We start from the raw sequence: 3,812 nt of genomic DNA, 5'->3' as shown, positions 1-3,812 counted from the left end.
GAAAGACCGCCCGGGTGGTGGCGAAGGGCAGGGCCAGGCCCACGCAGCGCCCGCAGCGCGGCGCCGGGCGGGGCAGGGGCAGGCCGCAGCGGGCGCAGGCGGCCCGGTTCCAGGGCAGTTCGGCCCGGCAGGCCGTGCACAGGTCGTCGCCGTCGCCGGGCGAGCGGCACACCAGGCAGCACAGCGGCAGTAACACACGGCCCAGGGCGGCGAAAAAATCGCAGGGCGGGTTCATGGGAATGCGTGCCATGGTTCACGGAATGGCCCCGCCCCGCGGGCGTAGGCTCGGGCTCCCGGGCACCCCCCGACCGGGGTCGCGCCGTCAACCCGGGGGTGGGCCCTTTGGTTGACAGGGTTGGGCATGCTCACCAGACTGCCGCTCTCTTTTCACCCGCGCCGTCAGGGATTGCCCATGCCTGCTGTCATCCGCCACGACTGGACGCGCGAGCAAGTCCTCGCCCTGTTCGACCTGCCCTTCCCCGAACTGGTGTTCCGCGCCGCCACCGTGCACCGCGAACACTTCCAGCCGAACCAGGTGCAGGTGTCGACCCTGCTGTCGGTGAAGACCGGCGGCTGCCCGGAAGACTGCGGCTACTGCCCGCAGGCCGCGCGCTACCACACCGGCGTGGAAGCCACGAAGTTGATGGAAACCCAGGCCGTGCTCGAGCGCGCCCGCGCCGCCAAGGCCGCCGGCGCCTCGCGCTTCTGCATGGGCGCGGCCTGGCGCAGCCCCAAGGACCGCGACATCCCGAAGGTGGCCGAGATGATCCGCGAGGTGAAGGCCCTGGGCCTGGAAACCTGCGCCACGCTGGGCATGCTCAGCGGCGACCAGGCGCAGAAGCTGCGCAGCGCGGGCCTGGACTACTACAACCACAACCTCGACACGGCGCCCGAGTTCTACGGCGACGTGATCAAGACCCGCGAATACCAGGACCGCCTGGACACGCTGGAACACGTGCGCGACGCCGGCCTGAAGACCTGCTGCGGCGGCATCGTGGGCATGGGCGAAAGCCGCGCCCAGCGCGCCGGCCTGCTGCAGGCCCTGGCCAACCTGCCGGCGCACCCGGATTCGGTGCCCATCAACCGCCTGGTGCAGGTGGAAGGCACGCCGCTGGCCGGTACCGCGCTGCTCGATCCGTTCGAATTCGTGCGCACGATTGCCGCCGCCCGCATCATGATGCCGGCCTCGATGGTGCGGCTGTCGGCGGGCCGCGCCGAGATGAGCGAGGAGCTGCAGGCGATGTGTTTCCTGGCGGGCGCGAATTCCATCTTCTACGGCGAGAAGCTGCTGACCACCGGCAACCCCGACGTCGAGGCCGACCAGGCCCTGTTCGCCCGGCTCGGCCTGGAGCCGATGCCGGTGGTGCACGAATCGAAGACCGTGCACGCCGACATCGTCGAACCCGCCGCCACCGGCTGCGCCGCCTGACATGCCGCGCATCCGGCTGGCCGACCGCGTCGCCATCGCCCGCGCCGAGCGCACGGCCAACGCCGCGCTGCGCCCGCGCCGGGAAATAAGCGCACGCGAAGGCTGCCGGGTGGTCGTGGACGGCCGCACGCTCACCAGCTTCTGCGGCAACGATTACCTGGGCCTGGGCCAGCACCTGGACGTGGTGAGCGCCTTCCAGGAAGCCTCGGCCTGGCACGGCGTGGGCAGCACCGGGTCGGCCCTGGTCACCGGCCACCACGCCGAACATGCCGCCTTCGAGCGCGAGATGGCGCAGTGGCTGGGCTACGAACGCGGCCTGATGTTCTCCAGCGGCTACCAGGCCAACCTGGCCGTGATGCAGTCGCTGCTCACCGAGGGCGACGTGTGTGTGCAGGACAAGCTCAACCACGCCTGCCTGATCGACGGCGCGCGCCTGGCCGGCTGCGAGCTCAAGCGTTACCCGCACCTGGATGTGGAAGCCGCGCTGCGCCAGCTGATGTCGCGCCGCGACGGCGCCGCCATGCTGGCCACCGACGGCGTCTTCAGCATGGACGGCGACCGCGCCCCGCTGGCCGACCTGGCCCTGGTGGCGCGCGCGCAGGACGCGCTGCTGTACGTGGACGACGCCCACGGCATCGGCGTGCTCGGCCCCGAGGGCCGCGGTAGCCTGGCCGTGGCCGGCCTGGGCGCGCGCGAAGTGCCGCTGCTGCTGGTGCCGCTGGGCAAGGCCTTCGGCGGCCAGGGTGCGGTGTTGCTGGGCAGCGAGGCGCTGGTGGGCCACGTGGCCGAAACCGCGCGCCCGTATCTTTTTTCCACCGCGCCGGCGCCGGCGATGGCCGCGGCCATGCGCGCGAGCCTGAAGCTGATCCGCACCGAGAGCTGGCGCCGCGCCAAGCTGGCCTCGCTGGTGGCTCGTTTCCGCCGCGGCGCCGCTGCGCTGGGCCTGCCGCTGCAGGAATCGTTCACGCCCATCCAGCCGGTGGTGCTGGGCGACAACGCCCGCGCGCTGGCTGCCTCGCGTTCGCTGGAAGCCCAGGGCTACCTGGTGTCCGCCATCCGCCCGCCCACCGTGCCGGAAGGCCAGGCGCGCCTGCGCGTTACGCTTTCCGTGGACCACGGCGAAGCCGACGTGGACGGCCTGCTCGCCGCGCTGGCCGAAGCGGTGAAGGCCGCGCCCGCCCCGCTACCGGCATGAACCTGTTCCACGAGGTCCGCGGCCAGGGCCCGGCCCTGGTGCTGCTGCACGGCTGGGCCATGCACGCCGGCATCTTCGGCCCGCTGGTGGAGCGGCTGGCGCCGCATTTCGAACTGCACCTGCTCGACCTGCCGGGCCACGGCCGCAGCCGCGACGCCGGCTTGCCGCTGCGCCTGGATTCCGCCGCCGAGGCCGTGGCCGCGCGCGTGCCGGAACGCGCGCTGTGGCTGGGCTGGTCGCTGGGCGGGCTGGTGGCGCTGCAGGCCGCGGCTGCCCACGCGCCGCGCGTGCGCGGCCTGGTGATGCTGGCCGCGAGCCCGCGCTTCGTGCGCGCCGACGACTGGGCTGCCGGCATGGACGCCGCCGTGTTCCGCACCTTCGCCAGCGAACTGGGCCGCGACTACCGCGGCACGCTCGACCGCTTCCTGATGCTGGAAGCCCAGGGCTCCGACCACGTGCGCGAAGAACTGCGCCTGCTGCGCACCGAAGTGTTCGCGCACGGCGAGCCCGCCGCCGACGTGCTCTGCGACGGCCTGGGCCTGCTGGAAGGCAGTGACCTGCGCCCCGCGCTGCCCGCGCTGGCCATGCCCAGCCTGTGGCTGGCCGGCCGCCGCGACCGGCTGGTGTCGCCGGCCGCCATGCGCGCCGCCGCCGACGCTGCGCCGCGTTCGCGCTTCCACCAGGTGGAAAGCGGCGGCCACGCACCTTTCCTTACCCACGCCGGTGAAGTGGCCGATGCGCTGCGCGCCTTCGCCACCGACTGCCCGCCATGAGTTCCCTTTTCGACCGCCGCCAGCTGCGCCGCGCCTTCGGCCGCGCCGCGCCCAACTACGCCGCCGTGGCCGCGCTGCAGCGCGAGGTGGAAGCGCGCCTGCTCGAACAGCTCGACTACCTGGACGAGCGCCAGCCTGCGCGCATCCTGGACCTGGGCAGCGGCCCGGGTCGCGCTTCCGGTGCGATGAAAAAGCGCTGGCCCAAAGCTGAAGTGATTGCCGTGGACGCGGCGCTGCCCATGCTGCGCCAGGTGCCGAAACACACGCGCTTCTGGCGGCCGGTGAAACGCGTCTGCGCCGACGTGTCGAGCCTGCCGTTCGCCGACCAGAGCGTGGACCTGATCTTTTCCAGCCTGTGCCTGCAGTGGCTGGACGACCTGCCCGCGGCGCTGGTGGAATTCCGCCGCGTGCTGCG

At 72.7% G+C, this 3,812-nt stretch carries 5 protein-coding genes; 4 read left to right on the top strand and 1 reads right to left on the bottom strand.

The window, feature by feature from the left end; all coding sequences use genetic code 11:
- The coding region (locus tag N790_RS04285) for a double zinc ribbon domain-containing protein (protein WP_245593739.1) at window positions 1–250 on the bottom strand (250 nt) is incomplete at its 3' end.
- 162 nt (window positions 251–412) lie between these two features.
- Between N790_RS04285 and bioB the strand changes: the two genes are divergently transcribed.
- The 4 genes from bioB to N790_RS04265 all read left to right on the top strand — a co-directional run.
- Window positions 413–1,429: a biotin synthase BioB gene (gene bioB, locus N790_RS04280; protein ID WP_043801207.1), complete on the top strand. Its 1,017-nt coding sequence runs from the start codon at window positions 413–415 to the stop codon at window positions 1,427–1,429.
- 1 nt (window position 1,430) lies between these two features.
- Window positions 1,431–2,624, top strand: coding sequence for an 8-amino-7-oxononanoate synthase (bioF, locus tag N790_RS04275; RefSeq protein WP_043801202.1), 1,194 nt, complete (start codon window positions 1,431–1,433; stop codon window positions 2,622–2,624).
- Window positions 2,625–2,626: 2 nt separating this feature from the next.
- The gene (gene bioH, locus N790_RS04270) at window positions 2,627–3,397 is read left to right on the top strand and encodes a pimeloyl-ACP methyl ester esterase BioH (RefSeq protein ID WP_156969923.1); all 771 of its coding nucleotides are present in this window, start codon (window positions 2,627–2,629) and stop codon (window positions 3,395–3,397) included.
- The coding region (locus N790_RS04265) for a methyltransferase domain-containing protein (protein WP_043801196.1) at window positions 3,394–3,812 on the top strand (419 nt) is incomplete at its 3' end. The genes bioH and N790_RS04265, both read left to right, overlap by 4 nt.

It is taken from the genome of Arenimonas malthae CC-JY-1 (assembly GCF_000747075.1).
GTDB classification, from domain to species: Bacteria; Pseudomonadota; Gammaproteobacteria; order Xanthomonadales; family Xanthomonadaceae; genus Arenimonas; species Arenimonas malthae.
The sequence above is the reverse complement of the archived record's forward strand: the minus strand, read 5'-3'. Positions and strand labels throughout refer to the sequence as shown.

Coding starts and splice junctions, on each gene's coding strand:
- bioB (WP_043801207.1), top strand. CDS start 413: ATGCCTGCTGTCATCCGCCACGACTGGACGCGCGAGCAAGTCCTCGCC.
- bioF (WP_043801202.1), top strand. CDS start 1,431: ATGCCGCGCATCCGGCTGGCCGACCGCGTCGCCATCGCCCGCGCCGAG.